Raw genomic sequence first — 15383 nt, forward strand, 5'->3', positions numbered from 1 at the left:
ACGCAAATTGCAGTAAGGATTCTGGTGCACTCTTTGTGAACGTGAGTTGTTGACGCTCCAAGAGTCCGCACTGAAAGTTGTGCAGGTCTTAGGAGTAACGGACAATATGCTTTTGGGCAAAGTAAAGTGGTTTAACAACGCGAAGGGCTATGGGTTTATCGTTGCCGATGACGGAGTAGATGTATTTGTACACTACTCGGTGATTCAGATGGAAGGGTTCCGAACGCTACGAGAGGGACAGCTGGTTCGTTATGAGGCAACGGAAGGGCCGAAAGGCAGGCTCGCGACCCTAGTCATCCCCAAAGTGGAGGATGAAGAAGGCCCGGCTTAGCGCAACAGATGCGTCCTGCTCCTGTCACCAGACAGGGCAGGACGCGGGTAAGATTCGACAGCTGTGCGTTGCGGAGGACGTGCGAATCGCGTTTTATGTGCCCGCTGCACGATCATCTGTATCTTCAGAGCCATCTGCTCGCTGAGATACTCCTGCCGAAGAGCGGAAGGGTCGTTTGCTGCCAGGGGGATATCCGCTTTGGCCGTGCGGTTTAGATGGAGCACGCCTACCCCATAAAGGGCTAGGTAGCCGAGTATGGCGATGCGCAAGGCTCCGGCAACGAAACGTGGATGGCGCTGACGTGCCCACTCCATAACCAGCAGGGGGCCGATCAGGCAGACGAGCTTAGCAACAATAAAAGCACCCAGCCCCATTTCCCAGAAATGGCGAAAGATGGGGTTAGCTTCCTGTGCGCCGTGTCGTTCTATAAACACGATGGTGCTGCCGAGATCGGCCAGGCCAATAAGAGCCATGAGCCAGCTTTCAAAAGCGAATCGCGTTTTTGATATCCTCATCTGTGAAAGTCCCCGCACGCTGTGCTGTTCATTGGGAATGACGTGTTGATGATATTCGGATAGACGACTCGATTCCTGTAGAGTTTGCGGGGTATGTTAAAACGCGAATTCTATGGATGAAGGAGACGACATGCAGTTAAAGCTGGAGCATGAGTTTGGCAAATACCTCGATCCCGCCTACTGGCAAAACGTTTGGCATCTGCTGGTGAATCGGGGTTTAGAGGCCTTAATTCAAGTTGCCGTCCTGATTATCATCTATCTTGTATTGCGTGGCATGCTGTTTCGCGTTGTAGACGAAGGTATGGCGCGGCTCGTGCGGCGTCATCCGGACGGGGCCGGATTTAGCCGTATAAAAACCCTTCAGGGGTTGATGCACAGCATTTTAAGCTATTTGCTTTTTTTCATCTTCGGTGTGTTGATCCTCAAAGCGGTTGGGGTGAACGTAATCCCGTTTATCGAAGCGGCCGGCGTTATCGGGCTGGCGATAGGATTTGGCGCTCAAAAGCTTGTCCGAGACATGATCTCCGGTTTTTTTATCATCGTGGACAATACGTTTATGGTGGGGGAGATGGTAACCATTGCCGGAGTGACCGGAGTGGTGCAAAACATAGGGATGCGTGTTACGCGCATTGTGGATAATTCAGGCCGCATCTATATGATCGCCAACGGGGATATAGGCACGGTGACAAACCTCTCGCGTAATCCTATTGTAGATTTTGTGGAGATCAACGTGGCCGCCTCGGCCGATTTGCAAAAAATCATGGAGATTATTGAGGTGGTAGGGAAACAGTTGTTCGAGGCACCGGGCAGCGTTCTTAAGCAGGCTCCGACCCTAGAGGGTATTACGGCATTTTCTGCAAGTTCGATGACGATTCGGGTAAGTTTGGCTACAGACCCCATTCATCTCTTGCAGGAGCAGATGCGTTTACGTCGTGCCTTGCGGGAAGCATTCATTGAGGCCGGAATCGCTTTAGCTTGAGAGGCGCCACGGAGTAAGGCGCCTCTCGGTTTAGCCGCTATATCTTTTAAGGAGAATGGAGCCGTTGTGCCCGCCGAATCCAAACGAGTTTGAGAGAGCGATGTTCACTTCGGCCGGCCTTGCTTTATTTGGAACGTAATCTAGATCGCAGTTCGGATCGGGGTATTCGTAGTTGATGGTTGGTGGAATGATGCGGTCGCGAATGGCGAGCGCGCAGAAGATGGTCTCAACGGCGCCGGCAGCTCCTACCATATGGGCGGTCATAGATTTTGTGGAGCTGACCGGGATGTGGTAGGCATGTTCTCCAAAGACCGCTTTAATGGCAAGCGTCTCAATACGATCGTTTAACTCGGTCGAGGTGCCATGTGCGTTAATATAGTCCACCTCTTCCGGCTTGATACCGGCCTCATTCAGCGCGGCGCGCATACAGCGAATAGCCCCGTTGCCATCGTCCGGCGGCGCCGTAACGTGGTGGGCGTCGCCAGACATCCCGTAGCCGATCACTTCGGCGTAGATTTTGGCATTGCGGGCTAGGGCCGAATCGAGCGCTTCGAGTACTACGATGCCGGCTCCTTCTCCCATAACGAAGCCATCGCGTTGCGCATCGAAGGGGCGACTGGCGCGGGTAGGTTCGTCGTTGCGGGTAGACATAGTTCTTGCGGCACAGAAGCCCGCGATGCCAAGGGGGGTAATGGCCGCCTCGGCTCCCCCTGCGATCACGGCGTCGGCGCCACCGCGTCTGATAAGCTCGAAGGCATCGCCGATGTTATTCAGACCGGTGGTGCAGGCGGTGGTAATGCAGGAGTTTGGACCTCGTGCACCGATAAGGATCGATACCATGCCAGCTCCCATATTACAGATGATCGCGGGGATGAGAAACGGCGTGATGCGATCGGGGCCACGCTCCAGCAGCGTTTTGTGCCACTCCTCAAGAGTTGCCAGCCCGCCGATGCCGGAACCGATGTAGACCCCGACACGCTCGCTGTTCTCCGAAGTAATCTCGAGCTTGGCGTCTTCTATAGCCATACGCGAGGCCGCAACCGCAAACTGTACGAACCGGTCAACACGACGTGCCTCTTTGCGTGACTCGAAGTAGGGCGAAGGATCCCAATCTTTGATTTCGGCGGCTATGCGGGTGCTATAGCCACTAGCATCGAAGAAGGTGATAGGGCCTACCCCGGAGCAGCCGGATAGACAAGCTTTCCAGGTATCTTCTGCGGTAAGACCAAGTGGAGTTACCGCACCGACACCTGTTATCACCACGCGCCTTGGCCCGGTCGGGTTATGAGATGGCGTCTGCATAGCCACTCCTGTACGAAAGTTCTCTAAAGTAAGTGTATTCCGAGCGAAGGCTCATGAGGCCGCAGCTTTTTTGTCTATGTAGTCCACGATATCTTGAACGGTGACGATCTTTTCGGCGTCCTCATCGGGAATATCTATGGTGAACTCGTCCTCAAGCCGAAGCACGATCTCTACGACGTCGAGGGAGTCGGCTTTCAGGTCATTCACCAAAGAGGCTTCGGGAACGATCTCCTCTTCAGTCACATCGAGCCTCTCAAGAAGCACCTTGCGTACACGATCAAAAGTTGTAGACATTTATCGTCCTCCTAAGTTAAATGTTCTTTTTTATGAGAAGCCTCTCTTAAGTGTGCGGAACCGTGTCTTCAGCCGGTTCCGTGAAAGAGACACTAGGTTATTGTAGCACGTGGCAGGCACTACAGGTATTCACATGAACAGCCCGCCATCCACGGTAATGACCTCACCATGAATATAGGAAGCGTCGTCCGAGCAGAGGAAGACGGCAACACGTGCAACCTCTCGGCTGTCTCCAAATCGTGCCAACGGAATCTGTTTTAGCGCAGCTTCGCGTTGTTCGGGTTTCAGCACCTCGGTCATTTCGGTTTCGATGAAGCCGGGTGCGATGGCGTTAACACGAATGTTGCGTGAGCCTAGCTCTTTGGCGAGCGATTTCGTCAAGCCGATCAGCCCGGCTTTCGAGGCACTATAGTTTGCTTGACCCGGCCCACCAACTTTACCGATTACGCTGCTGATGTTAACGATGACCCCGCTGCGTTGTCTGAGAAAGATCGGAGCCACCGCCCGCGAGCAGAGAAAAGCCCCTTTAAGGTTGGTATTCAACACGGTATCCCAATCTTCTTCGCTCATGCGCATGACGAGCTTATCGCGGGTTACCCCGGCATTGTTGATCAGGATATCTACTCTGCCAAAGCGCTCGACGGTGCTCTGAACCAGTTTTTCCACCTGAGAAGCGTCGGCAACATTCGCCTGTAAGGCTACCGCCTCTTTGCCCGCCTCCAGGAGGGTTTTTACGATCTCTTCGGCGGATGCGGCATTGCGATTGTAATTCACAACCACTTTTGCGCCTTCATTAGCGAGTTCAAGGGCGATGGCCTTACCGATTCCTCGGCTAGCTCCCGTAACAATGGCAACGCGATCGGGTAGTTTCATTCGTTTACTCCAAGCTCTGCTAAGTGAGCTAGCTGTTCTGCGACCTTAGAAAGGCTTTCCGTATCGTAGGCGCTAAGCGCGGTGGCGTCGGGTGCGATACGCTTCATGAGGCCGGTGAGCACCTCACCGCTGCCAAGTTCAATAAAGACACGGAAACCATCCTGAACAAGGCGCTGCATCGAAGGTTCCCACAGCACGCTACCGCTTACCTGCATGGTAAGCCCGGAGATAATGTCTATGGGTTGTTCGACGTAGCGAGCGTTGATATTGGCGATTACAGGAACGGTGGGCTTGCGGAGCGGCACAGCGGCAATGTCGTTGTAGAGGGCATCGCCCGCTTCTACCATAAGCGGGGAATGGAACCCACCGGACACTGCTAAGGGAACGACGCGCTTTACTCCACGCTCTTTGGCGAGTTGGGCAGCCTTTTCCACCGCAGCAGGCTCACCGGAGATTACGATCTGTCCGGCGCCATTGACATTGGCCACGCTCACGATGCCGGCATCACGAGCGGCGAGGCAGACCTCTCTAGCCATTTCAAGAGTTGCTCCAAGTAGAGCCGCCATGGTGCCGGGGCGTTTTTGAGAGGCATCACGCATCAGTTCCCCACGGCGGCGCACAAGCCGAAGACCGTCTTCAAACGAGAAGACCTCTGCTACAGCCAGGGCCGCATATTCACCCACGCTATGGCCGGCAACGGCATCGGGGCGACGGGGGCATAGGGACTGTAGACAGCGATAGGCCACATAGCTTGTAACGTAGAGGGCTGGCTGTGCGTTTTCGGTAGATTTAAGCACCTCTTCGGGGCCTTCAAAGCAGAGATCGCTTAGTGAGAAGCCCAAAAGGGTATTTGCCTGCTCGAAAAGCGCGCGAGCCTCCGAGAAATTTTCGTAAAACGAGCGTCCCATGCCGACTCGCTGTGACCCTTGACCCGGAAAAAGAAAGGCAACTTTGCTCATTGCGGCTCTATTTTGCATTCCACCGAATAACGTTAACCCCCCAGACAAGCCCTGCCCCAAAACCGGCAGTTACCACAATCTGCCCTGGTTTGAGAAGGTTCTGTTGCACGGCCTCGGTGAGGGCTATGGGAACCGAAGCCGCGGAGGTATTTCCATAGCGATCAATGTTGATGAAAACGCGCTCTTTAGGAATTTGCAGCCGTTCTGCGACGGCCTCCACAATGCGGATATTTGCCTGATGCATAACCAGCCAATCCACCTGACTAGGGCTTAAGCAGGCCTTTTGAAGCGCCTGCTGAATGGCTTCAGGGATAACCTGAACGGCGAAGCGGTAGACCTCTCGGCCCTGCATGATGAGCTTATTTTGGCCGTTTTCAATGAGTTCGGGGGTTAAGGGGCTACGGGTACCGCCGTGAGGTAGCCACACCATTTCCAGGCCATCGCCGTTGGCACCTAATACAGAGGTAAGCACACCCTGGCCGCTATCGTTGGGGCCTAAAACGGCGGCTCCGGCACCATCTCCGAAAAGGACACAGGTGGAACGGTCATTCCAGTCAACATGTTTTGAGAGGGCATCGGCCCCGATGAGCAGGATGCGTTGGGCGGCGTGGCTTTGAATGAAGGCGCCTGCAACCGCCAAGCCGTAGCAGAAGCCTGCACAGGCGGCGGAGAGGTCAAAGGCTCCGGCCCGGTAGGCGCCTATTTTTCGTTGCACCACACAAGCGGTGGCCGGCCAGATGTAGTCGCCGGTGGCGGTGGCGCAGAGAATGAGGTCTAGCTCATCGGGGTGGACTTTTGCATCGTCTAGCGCACGTATGGCGGCCTCTGCGGCAAGATCGGAGGTCGTTGTATTGTCATCGGCAATACGGCGTTGACGAATGCCGGTGCGAGAGGTTATCCACTCATCGCTTGTATCCACCATTTGGGCCAGGTCGTCGTTAGTGAGAACTCGCTCTGGCACGCACATCCCCAATCCGAGAATGGCGGCCAAGGGTTGTTTTGTTGGTATCAGGGGACTACTCATCGGGTTTGCTCATCTTTCCGGTAAATTTCTTAGGTAGCTGGCGGCATAAGCGGGGCTTTGCACACGCGCGAACGGATAACCTCTACGATGTTGTGTTCCACGGCCTTTTCTGCAGCCCGACAGGCATTCGCCACCGCATAGTAGGTGGAGCGCCCATGGCCTATGATGCAGATTCCGTTAACGCCTAAAAGGGGCGCGCCGCCTCTCTCGGCGTAGTCTATACGGGTTCGCAGGCGTCGCATAGCAGGTACGAAGGGGGCGACGAGAGGGCGCATCCAGAGGTGTCGGCCAAGCTCCTGTTTAACCAGCGACAACACCATTTCGGCGACCCCTTCGGCCGTTTTCAGCAGCACATTGCCTGTGAAGCCATCGCAAATCACCACATCGGCCAGCCCTTTAAAAAGATCACGTCCTTCCACATTGCCTACAAACTGAAAGGGCGCTTCTACCTGCGATGCACCTAAAAGCAGTTGATGGGTTCGTTTGACAAGCGTATTGCCTTTGTTCATCTCCTCGCCATTAGAGAGAAGTGCCACACGCGGTTTGGGCACGCCAAGCACATGCTCGGCATAGGCACTGCCCATTAGGGCAAACTCATAGAGGTTATTGGGGTCACAATCAACCGTTGCGCCTGCATCGAGCAGGATGACGGTGCCGCCTGTTAGGGAGGGGAGGGGAGTGGCAATGGCCGGTCGGTCTATCCCTTTAATGCGGCCTAGAGTAAGGAGACCCACAGCCATGGCGGCACCGGTGTTCCCGATGGTAACGAACGCATCGGCCTGTCCCTCATGCACCATGCGGGCGGCGACGACCACCGAGGCGTCGGGTTTTTTGCGAAACGCCACCGCGGGCTGATCGGTCATCTCGATGACTTCGGAGGCAGGCACGATCTCGAGGTTTTTGGGGTGGTTATGCCACTTTTTCAACTCTTGCTGAAGCACGTCGGGGTGGCCTACAAGGTAGAAATGGGATTGTGAATGGAGTGCGGCCTCATAGACCCCACGTGCAACCTCTGCCGGGCCACGGTCTCCTCCCATTGCGTCAACGGCGATCCGCATCGAGTTGGCCATATTTGGGGAGCGTTTCCTGCCTACTTATTCTGAGGTTTATCCGTTATCTCAAAAACGGCTCGTCCTCGGTAGCGCCCGGTGGCGGGGTCTACATGATGCAGCAGGGTATAGTTGCCGGGTTGCTCGAAGCTAGGAACCATAGCCGGCTTATGTGCTAGCTTATAGTGGGTTCGTCTTTTTCGGGTTCTTTGGTTCGAATGACGTCGTTTTGGTAAGGCCATAAAACACCTCTCTTTCGTATTCTCTAAATTCTTACGCACACAAAAAGAAGAGTCTACCCTAACAGAGCAGTGTTTAAAGCAGGCGTGGTTTTGCGTTAGGGCTGCTCTTCTAGTAGTTCGCGCAGCCTGGCAAAGGCCGGATGACCGCTAGGTTCGATCTCCTGCTCGCCTCCTAGCCCGGCCAGAGCCTCCTCTGGCCGGCGATGGCAAAGGGAGCACATTTCATTCTGCTGGGGCGGCAAGGGTTGTGTCGGCTGACTCAGCAGAATGTACTGACGGAGCATTTCCGTAAGGTCGAACACATTGCCATCGAACAGTTTGCCGGCGATAGGGCTTTCGTCCTCTTCTACCACCACGATGTGGGGTAGAGAGCGCGGCCCAGTAGAGATGGCTCGCAGTTCGAACTGTTCTTCAATGACGAGCGAGACCGGCTGTTGATAGTAGGTACAACAGCGGCTGCAGGGCAGCATCACACATGTATCGCAGCTGCCGCGCAGCAGAAGGGCATCGCCCGTATTGATGAAGTCCAACTGTCCGATGATATCGTCAGTGCATTCGATATCTTCATCTACCAGGGGCGGTTCATGCACCGTGTAGTGGGCGCTTTTGCCCGGTTCTCTTATGATCTCGGAGATATCGAGGCGCATAGAAGTTCTCCGTTATTTTGAGTTAGAGAGCAGTTCTTTTCCTTTTTGCACCTGCAACAGGGCGCGTTGCAACACCTCTTCCATGTTGTTCAGCACGGTTTTAGCATACTCATCCGCACCATGCCGAGTAGCTGCGGCATCGTTTTCCGCTTCAAGTCGAAGGGCTTGGGCGCGTTTTTCGGCCTCTTTATAGATTACGCTTTCCGTGATAAGATGGGCGGCTCGTGCTTCTGCCTCTCTAAGGATTTGGTGTGCCTGTTCACGCGCCTGGTCCAAAATTTTTAGGGCCTCTTTTTCCAGCCGTTTGCGCTCTTCTTCTAGCTCTTGTTGCATTTTAAGGCGCATTTGGGCCAACTCATTCTGTCTCCGCTCTTGTTCCGCCAAAGCGCTCTCTTTAGCTTCTTGCCGGATGCGCTCGGCCTGTTGGCGGGCCTCTTCAAGCAACTGCTCACGCTGTTGGGCCAAATTGGCGGCGCGTTTGACCTCTTCGGGTAGATTCGCTCTAATTTTCATAAGGGTGATGTGGAAGCGCTCCTCCGGAAACCCTAGGAGGATGCCCATAGGGCCACGCCGGGCGTGATCCACCATATCCTCAAGCTCCGAGAGCAGTTTGAGGATATCCATGTTTCCTCGTGTGGGGGCCACGAACTGTGGCGCCCCTTCGAGTGTGCGCGCCGCCTGCCGCATCGGTTTAGGCATCTCGTTTTGCGCTGCCGCGCTTGCGGCCTCAGGTGCTGTGGATGGAGTATTTTTCTCTGAGACGTTGCTGGACAATTTCGGGTACCAATCCTTCCACCGACCCGCCGAGGCGGGCGATCTCTTTAACGATGCTCGAACTTAGATCGGAATAGGGGGCACCGGTAGGCAAGAAAACCGTTTCAATGGCGTTGTTGAGACGACGGTTCATCAACGCCATTTGCAGCTCATACTCGAAGTCCGAGACAAAGCGAAGCCCCTTAACGATCACCGTGGCACCGCATTTCAAAGCGTAGTTTACCAGAAGACCCTCAAAAGAGTCTACCGTTACCCGGGGGAGAGGTGCACACACCTCTCGCAACATTTCGAGGCGTTCCTCCACGGTAAAGAGAGGTGTTTTCGAGCTGTTGCGAGCGACAACTACGCGTACCTCATCGAAAAGTTCTACAGCCCGTTGGATAATGTCTAAATGCCCATTGGTAACGGGGTCAAAGCTCCCCGGCACAAGCGCTAGGGTCATAAAGTGCCACTTTTTCTTTATATTGTACTACAAACGCGCAGAAAATGTTAGCTTACGGAGGCGAGTTCTAGATGGGAGTGCAATCGTTGGAGGGCTTCCCGCAGCGCACGATGCCGAGGGTGAGAAAGGGTAGGGTCTCGTTTTACGAGTTCAAAGGCAGCAGCACGTGTTTCAACCAGCACGTCACGGTCTTCCAAAAGGTCGGCGATATGGAGGTCAGGTAGGCCGCTTTGCCTTGTGCCGAGGAACTCGCCGGGCCCGCGCAGTCGCAAGTCTTCATCGGCGATGCGAAAGCCGTCGCAAGTTTTTACCATGATCTCCATACGCGCCTTTCCTTCGGGGGTTTTGGGGTCTGCCAGCAGGATGCAGTAGGAAGGATACTCTCCACGGCCAACACGACCTCGTAGCTGATGTAGTTGCGCCAATCCAAAACGGTCGGCATCCTCGATGATGATGATCGAGGCGTTAGGGACATCTATGCCTACCTCAATAACGGTAGTAGAGACGAGCACGTCAAGCTCGTGGGCTTTGAACTGCAGCATGACCTGTTCCTTTTCCGAAGGAGGCATTTGACCATGAAGAAGCCCGACCCTTCGGTGTGGATAGACTTTATTGGCGATATAGGCATGGAGTTGTGCGGCGCTTTGTGCCTCTAGCTTTTCACTCTCTTCTATAAGCGGGCAGACGATATAGGCCTGACGGCCCTCCACAAGCAGGCGTTCTGCGGCAGCGTAAACCTGTTCGCGTTTGGAGCGGCTACGCCAGTGTGTGGTGATGGGTTTTCGCCCTGGAGGCAGTTCGTCGAGTACGGAGACGTCGAGGTCTCCATAGAGTGTGAGTGTGAGGGTGCGAGGGATGGGGGTGGCCGTCATCACAAGCACATGGGGTTGTTCGCCTTTACGGGAGAGCGCTCGGCGCTGAAGCACACCGAAACGGTGTTGCTCATCTATGATGGCGAGGCCGAGGCGGGCAAAGCCGACCTCCTCTTGGATGAGAGCGTGGGTGCCGACGGCGATGAGGCTTTCCCCTGTACGCAGTCGTTCATAAACCTCCTGTTTTTCGCGTTTGGAGAGGCTGCCAATGGCCAGCTCCACGCGCAGTTGGAGGGGGTCAAGAAGGCGTCGGAGCACGATGGCGTGCTGTTGCGCCAGAATCTCGGTGGGGGCCATGAGGGCGGCCTGATAGCCATTTTGCACGGCCATGAGAATGGCGGCGAGCGCCACCATCGTTTTCCCGCTGCCAACATCGCCTTGAACCAGGCGGTTCATGAGGTGGCCACTGCTCATGTCGGAGGCGATATCGGCAATGGCTCGTTGTTGTGCTTGCGTAAGGGGAAAGGGAAGGATGGCTTTAAGCGATTGATGCAACTCCTCAAGGGAGATACGAAAGCGAATGCCCTGCGAATTAGCGTGGAGTTTGTGACGTTGTAGGGCAAGGTAAAGTTGCATGAGGAAGAACTCCTCGAACACGAGGCGTCTGCGGGCGGCATCGAGGGCCTCGAAGCTGGTGGGATAGTGGATGTTTTGCAGTGCCTCACGTAGCTCCATGAGGCGATGTTCTTGGCGCAGTTCAAGCGGCAGTGGCTCTTCAATAAGCGGCAAGCATTCGCGCAGCACATGATCGGTGAGGCGGCGAAGACGGGCTTGGGTTATGCCTTCGGTGGCCGGGTAGACGGGAGTGATGCGCCCGCTTGAAAGGGAATCGCCAGCTTCGTCTAGAGGCTCCCATTCTGGGTTTTGAATTTCGACGATCCATCCGGAGCGTTTGGCCTGGCCGTAGACCACGACGGGGTGTTTGGCCGCGATCAGTTTGCGAAACACCTGCTCCATGTAGGGCTGGTTAAACCAGACAAGCGTGATGGCCGCGCCCTGATCGTCGAGAAGAGCCTTTGTGAGAGATAGCCCAGGTCTTGGATGGGTGGTGCTGACGGAGAGAGGCAGCCCGCAGAGCGTAACAAACTCGCCACCACGTAGTTGCGCGGCGTGGGCAAAAAGGGTTCTATCCTCCCATCTTCTCGGGTAATGACGAAGGAGGTCATTCACCGTATGGAGGTTCAGTTTTGCTAGCCGTTGGGCTATGTGTGGCCCCACGCCTTTCACATATTGTAGGGGCGTATCGAGGGTGAGGGGCACCGTTGATTTCTCGGACATGATTGTGGCTCATCTCTCTGTGTTTACGGCTCTCGGCAGGATATTGTAACAAAGTGCACGATGGGATGTCAATTTTGGAACTGCGTCTAGAGTTGACGCATAGCGAGGCTTAAATGGACGGGCGCTATTGAGAACGGTGTCTTAAGTGCTGGAGGTGTCAGTTACACGTGCCTTTGGGTAGACGTTGTCGAGAGATGGTAAGCGCGATGCCGGAAAAGACGAGAAGCGCACCAAGCAGCGTGTTGGCATGAAGCGTCTCACCACGTAAAAAATGGCCATACAAAGGCCCGAGCAGAGGCTGGAGAAGGATAAACACCCCCATTTGGGAGATGGCGTGGCGGGAAAGAAGGCGATACCAGATGCCGTAGCAGAACACCGAACAGACAAGGCTGAGAAAGGCCAGAGCAGCAAGAGGGCGAGGAGAGACCATATGAGGATGATGATGCCACTCCCACAGGGCAAGTGGGAGTATAAGCACCGCTCCGATAAGCATTTCGTAGGCCACTACCAGCAGACCCGGGTAGCGCGTGGCCAATCGTTTTGCCGGCACGCTAACGCAGCACTCGCAGGCTAGACCGGCCAGCGCCAACCAGTCGCCCAATGCGCGGCCGGCGATAAGCCAGATGCCGGTAACGCCCACCAAAAAACCCATCCATTGCAGCCAGTTGAGCCGTTCCTGCAGAAAGAGATAGCCGAACAAGGCAATGAGAATGGGTTCACATGCAAACAGCAGCGAGGCATCGGTAGCGGTGGTGCGCTGAAGGCCAAAGTAGAAGATGCCGTAAGTTGCGGTAATGCCCACCCCACCGAGTGCCAGGAAAAGCCGGCGATCTTCTGGAGCGATAGGGGGCAGCCGGCGTCGCAGGCGTGCCAGTAAAAGAAGAATCAGCCCCGCAGGGAGGAAGCGAACGAACGTAAGGGTGAACGGCCCGAAGGCCATGAGCGCCGTTTTTGAGGCCACCGAGGAGGCACCCCAAAGGATGTTGATAAGAGCCAGCTGAAGAACGGCGTTCAGCCGAATCTCATGGGATTGGCTTTCTACCGGTTGTGTCGCGGAGGCGGCGCTCACTCTGAGGTTCCTTGTGTTGTGGAGATGAACGGTAAGGGCACAACCACTGCCTCTTTGCGCGAGGCACCCGCATGCAAGAGGGTATTCGGCTGAGCGAACTCATGTCGAACGAACGCGAGGGCGATGGGGCGATTGTCCATAGCGGGCGAAGAAGCGGCAACAGAGGTAATGCGGCCAACCTCACGGGCAGGCTCTTGCACAGGGTAGAGGGTTTCACCGATATCGGGAATTTGGTTTGGAGAGAATACAAGGCCCGTAAGACCTCGATTTGTATGGCCTCTTGATTCGATGCGGGCCATGATCTCCTGTCCCACATAGCACCCCTTTGAAAGGCTGATATGCGTTTGTCGAAGATTGGCCTCCAAGGCAATAACGCTCTCATCAAGCTCCGCGCCATATTTTGGGATGCCGGCTTCGATGCGCAGCAGCTCGACGGTCGCTTCATCCAGAACGGGGATGTGGAGAGAATGAAGGAGGGTATCGCGCATCTCGGTAGGCACGTAGATGTCGAAGCCGCCACTGCCGGTATGGTCGGCCTCGACGATGACGCATGGCCCCAGATTTAGTTGTTGAATCCGCTGGGCGGCCGCGGGGCCTTGAAGGGAGAGACATGCCAGTTGAGGGGTTACATCATTCAGTTCAACGTCTTCTGTGATGAGGAAACGGTCGAGCAAGCGCCCGATTTTCTCTCTATTTTCGCGTGGCATATCCAGCAGAATACAGTCGTGTAAAGCGGGTAGTTGCCCGTTGGCAACTGCGACAAGCGCCAGATCGGTAAGCACATGGCCGGTTGGGTTTAAGATGCAGGCCTGCAGGCGTTTAGCGCCCTGCTCTAAAAGGCGCACATCGTTGCTTACCATCCCTTGAAGCCATGAAAAGCGATCGGGGCCGCTTACGCTTAGCAGGCCGATTTGTTCGGTTCTATCCATCCAAGCGGTATAGTAGCGTGCGGCGCGGTAGCCTTCTAAACTCTGTATTTTCATATCTCTCGTCCTCAATATTCATGATACCTGAAGGGGCGCAATTACGTCTGTAAGTAGAATCCGCAGGAATCGCGGAGAAAGGGCGTAGAGTGGAGTGGTTTTATTCGCTAGCTATCAAGTGGACAGAATGCTTTACACAAACTTTTTGTAGGTTTTGGGAATTTTTTCGCACTGAAAACTGTCTTGATAGATAGGAGTAGACCACTCCTCTATCGGCGGCTCGAAAGGAAATAACAAAGGAGCTCAAAAAGCGATGGCTGTCACACTTGGACAATTAACCGACATCTTTAAAGAGGCGAACGCTGCTGTGTTCACCGATAACGAGAAGATGCTGCTCTATCCTTTCGTGCATCAGAACCAGCAGATGCTCGTTTACATCACGTTGGCAGAGGATGGGGAGTATGTGCGTTTTATTATTCCCTGCTACCTGAATTTGAATGCCGCTCGTAACCGCGAAGCGTTGCTTATGAAGTTGATGGAACAGAACCGTACTCTCAAGTTGCTGAAATTCGGGGTTGACCCGGAGGATGGGGAGATTACGGTGAGCATCGAACTGCCTGTGGAAGATAGCCCACTTACGGCAGGCCAAGTGCATCGCTGCATGTACACGCTCACTCATGTAGCTATGAACGAGCGAGAGCGTCTGCTTTCGTTGATTCAGACGGGCATCTACCCCGACAGTCGAAACGAGGAGTTCCAAACGATAGTGAGCAATCTATTATCGGGCAATGAAGAGACGGAGGAAGAGCACGATTCGGAAATGGAAGAGATCGATCTGCTCGACGATGCCGATGAGGATGCTGCTTCTGAGGATTGATGTTATACATTTGGATTGTTTCGGTACGGTCGAGAACAGCAAGCCTGTTCTCGACCGTGTTTGTGATGAGGATAGCTTAATTTTTAACGATTAGGCAATGGCCTCTACAATTGACAAGGAGGGCCATTTTGCTTATACTATGGGGGGACGAACAGGCGGTATCACACAAGCCGTGCTGTTTCGTTAGAAAAGTTTGGTTGGAGAGAGATTCGCTAGGAGGTGAGATTATGAGCAAAGGCTCTAACAACTGGGGTGGTTATGTCGCGTGCTTCATGTTGGGTGCTGTGACGGGAGCGGCCATTGCCTTGCTTGTCGCGCCACAGGAGGGGGCCGAGACTCGAAAGCAGCTTGCCCAAAAGGCCAACGAACTGAAGAGCAAGGCCTCGGATAAAGCTGTTGAACTGAAGAACAAAGCCTCCGATCTGAAGGAAAAGGCGAGTGGTTACTCTACAGAGGTGGCCAAGACCGCCAAAGAGCGCTGGGGGAGCATTGTGGAGAACGTCGCTACCTCTGCACAGGAGGTAAAGCAGCGCATCCAAAGTGCGGTGGTCAAAGATGGCAGTAGTTCACCATCTACCGAGGCTCAGCCATCACTTGAAACGCAAGAAGAGGCATAAGCCCTTTGGTGGTTTTGTAGAGAAGGAGGCTGGGCGCAAACGCCCAGCCCCTATTTGTTGTGAGGTTCCTAAGAAAAATGTTGCCTGCAATTTTCTCAGCAAGCCGCCTAAAGAATGCCAGAAGCATCGTCTACTCTATCACCTCATCATACCGCAACAACAGACGCCACTCCCTCGTTTGCACGCAGAGACGATACAATGAACTAGGATTCCAGGCATAGACAAAACCGTCCATTCCAAGAAGTAGTCCGGTTAGTGTTAAGCCCTTATCACCGTACTGCTGCTCCTGAACATCCAATGGAATAGGAAGCGGACA

General features: G+C 54.5%; 19 protein-coding genes. 4 read left to right on the plus strand and 15 right to left on the minus strand.

Going from position 1 to position 15383, the window contains the following annotated elements; all coding sequences use genetic code 11:
- Positions 1 to 106: 106 nt before the first annotated feature.
- Positions 107 to 331 carry a cold-shock protein gene (locus tag VKV29_RS10205; RefSeq protein WP_324201200.1) on the plus strand — a complete coding sequence of 75 codons (225 nt, stop codon included), beginning with the start codon at positions 107 to 109 and terminating at the stop codon, positions 329 to 331.
- On the opposite strand, the gene VKV29_RS10210 is transcribed toward VKV29_RS10205, so the two are convergent.
- The gene (locus VKV29_RS10210) at positions 328 to 846 is read right to left on the minus strand and encodes a DUF5658 family protein (protein ID WP_324201201.1); all 519 of its coding nucleotides are present in this window, start codon (positions 844 to 846) and stop codon (positions 328 to 330) included. The genes VKV29_RS10205 and VKV29_RS10210 overlap by 4 nt on opposite strands.
- A gap of 130 nt (positions 847 to 976) precedes the next feature.
- On the opposite strand from VKV29_RS10210, the gene VKV29_RS10215 reads away from it, so the two are divergent.
- A complete protein-coding gene (locus VKV29_RS10215) occupies positions 977 to 1825 on the plus strand; it encodes a mechanosensitive ion channel family protein (RefSeq protein ID WP_324201202.1) in 849 nt (282 codons plus the stop codon).
- 30 nt (positions 1826 to 1855) lie between these two features.
- On the opposite strand, the gene fabF is transcribed toward VKV29_RS10215, so the two are convergent.
- The 13 genes from fabF to VKV29_RS10280 all read right to left on the minus strand — a co-directional run bounded on the left by fabF (position 1856) and on the right by VKV29_RS10280 (position 13633).
- Positions 1856 to 3127 (minus strand): beta-ketoacyl-ACP synthase II, encoded by a 1272-nt coding sequence (gene fabF, locus VKV29_RS10220; protein ID WP_324201203.1) that lies wholly within the window; start codon positions 3125 to 3127, stop codon positions 1856 to 1858.
- Positions 3128 to 3178: 51 nt separating this feature from the next.
- The gene (gene acpP / locus VKV29_RS10225) at positions 3179 to 3421 is read right to left on the minus strand and encodes an acyl carrier protein (protein WP_324201204.1); all 243 of its coding nucleotides are present in this window, start codon (positions 3419 to 3421) and stop codon (positions 3179 to 3181) included.
- Positions 3422 to 3550: 129 nt separating this feature from the next.
- Positions 3551 to 4294 (minus strand): 3-oxoacyl-[acyl-carrier-protein] reductase, encoded by a 744-nt coding sequence (fabG, locus tag VKV29_RS10230; RefSeq protein ID WP_324201205.1) that lies wholly within the window; start codon positions 4292 to 4294, stop codon positions 3551 to 3553.
- Positions 4291 to 5253 (minus strand): ACP S-malonyltransferase, encoded by a 963-nt coding sequence (fabD, locus tag VKV29_RS10235; RefSeq protein WP_324201206.1) that lies wholly within the window; start codon positions 5251 to 5253, stop codon positions 4291 to 4293. The genes fabG and fabD overlap by 4 nt, the downstream gene beginning before the upstream one ends.
- A 7-nt stretch (positions 5254 to 5260) precedes the next feature.
- On the minus strand, positions 5261 to 6277 hold the full coding sequence (locus VKV29_RS10240; protein WP_324201207.1) for a beta-ketoacyl-ACP synthase III: 1017 nt from the start codon (positions 6275 to 6277) through the stop codon (positions 5261 to 5263).
- A 29-nt stretch (positions 6278 to 6306) separates the two neighbouring features.
- Complete coding sequence (gene plsX, locus VKV29_RS10245; RefSeq protein WP_324201208.1) at positions 6307 to 7347, minus strand: phosphate acyltransferase PlsX; 1041 nt, start codon at positions 7345 to 7347, stop codon at positions 6307 to 6309.
- 20 nt (positions 7348 to 7367) lie between these two features.
- Positions 7368 to 7568, minus strand: coding sequence for a 50S ribosomal protein L32 (rpmF, locus tag VKV29_RS10250; protein WP_324201209.1), 201 nt, complete (start codon positions 7566 to 7568; stop codon positions 7368 to 7370).
- Between the two features lie 95 nt (positions 7569 to 7663).
- On the minus strand, positions 7664 to 8215 hold the full coding sequence (locus tag VKV29_RS10255; protein WP_324201210.1) for a YceD family protein: 552 nt from the start codon (positions 8213 to 8215) through the stop codon (positions 7664 to 7666).
- A gap of 12 nt (positions 8216 to 8227) precedes the next feature.
- Positions 8228 to 8902 carry a hypothetical protein gene (locus VKV29_RS10260; RefSeq protein ID WP_324201211.1) on the minus strand — a complete coding sequence of 225 codons (675 nt, stop codon included), beginning with the start codon at positions 8900 to 8902 and terminating at the stop codon, positions 8228 to 8230.
- 40 nt (positions 8903 to 8942) lie between these two features.
- On the minus strand, positions 8943 to 9431 hold the full coding sequence (gene coaD, locus VKV29_RS10265; RefSeq protein WP_324201212.1) for a pantetheine-phosphate adenylyltransferase: 489 nt from the start codon (positions 9429 to 9431) through the stop codon (positions 8943 to 8945).
- A 47-nt stretch (positions 9432 to 9478) separates the two neighbouring features.
- Positions 9479 to 11581, minus strand: a complete 2103-nt coding sequence (gene recG / locus VKV29_RS10270; protein ID WP_324201213.1) for an ATP-dependent DNA helicase RecG — start codon at positions 11579 to 11581, stop codon at positions 9479 to 9481.
- A 157-nt stretch (positions 11582 to 11738) separates the two neighbouring features.
- Entirely contained in the window at positions 11739 to 12650 is a 912-nt protein-coding gene (locus VKV29_RS10275) for a DMT family transporter (protein ID WP_324201214.1), read from the minus strand.
- Positions 12647 to 13633 (minus strand): YgfZ/GcvT domain-containing protein, encoded by a 987-nt coding sequence (locus tag VKV29_RS10280; protein WP_324201215.1) that lies wholly within the window; start codon positions 13631 to 13633, stop codon positions 12647 to 12649. Before VKV29_RS10280 ends, VKV29_RS10275 begins: the two co-directional genes overlap by 4 nt.
- 253 nt (positions 13634 to 13886) lie before the next feature.
- Between VKV29_RS10280 and VKV29_RS10285 the strand changes: the two genes are divergently transcribed.
- A complete protein-coding gene (locus VKV29_RS10285; RefSeq protein ID WP_324201216.1) occupies positions 13887 to 14450 on the plus strand; it encodes a YbjN domain-containing protein in 564 nt (187 codons plus the stop codon).
- Positions 14451 to 14677: 227 nt separating this feature from the next.
- Complete coding sequence (locus VKV29_RS10290) at positions 14678 to 15067, plus strand: YtxH domain-containing protein (RefSeq protein WP_324201217.1); 390 nt, start codon at positions 14678 to 14680, stop codon at positions 15065 to 15067.
- Positions 15068 to 15197: 130 nt separating this feature from the next.
- On the opposite strand, the gene VKV29_RS10295 is transcribed toward VKV29_RS10290, so the two are convergent.
- Positions 15198 to 15383, minus strand: a 186-nt coding sequence (locus VKV29_RS10295; protein WP_324201218.1) for a hypothetical protein, incomplete at its 5' end; no start/stop codon positions are given.

The organism is Chthonomonas sp. (assembly GCF_035294165.1).
Classification (GTDB): domain Bacteria; phylum Armatimonadota; class Chthonomonadetes; order Chthonomonadales; family Chthonomonadaceae; genus Chthonomonas.